Source organism: Streptomyces sp. PTL18 (assembly GCF_059510295.1).
This window is the reverse complement of sequence record NZ_JCAJZO010000187.1, coordinates 1-203: the sequence shown is the minus strand read 5'-3', so window position 1 is coordinate 203 and position 203 is coordinate 1. Positions and strand designations below refer to the sequence as shown.

Sequence of the window (203 nt, the reverse complement as noted above, 5' to 3'; positions counted from 1 at the left end):
AGGCGGGCAGCCCGAGGGCTACTGCCACCGCCAACTGCTGGACGCGATCCGCTACCTGGTCGCGGGCGGGATCTCCTGGCGGGCGATGCCCGCGGACTTCCCCGACTGGGGCCGCGTCTACGCCTTCTTCCGCCGCTGGCGAGAGCACGGGCTCATCACCGAGTTCCACGACCGGCTGCGCGCACGAGTGCGTGAGCGCGAGG

General features: G+C 72.4%; 1 protein-coding gene. It reads left to right on the top strand.

Going from position 1 to position 203, the window contains the following annotated elements:
• A partial coding sequence (locus tag AC5WS8_RS39585) for a transposase (protein WP_496108301.1) occupies positions 1–203 on the top strand: 203 nt, incomplete at both ends.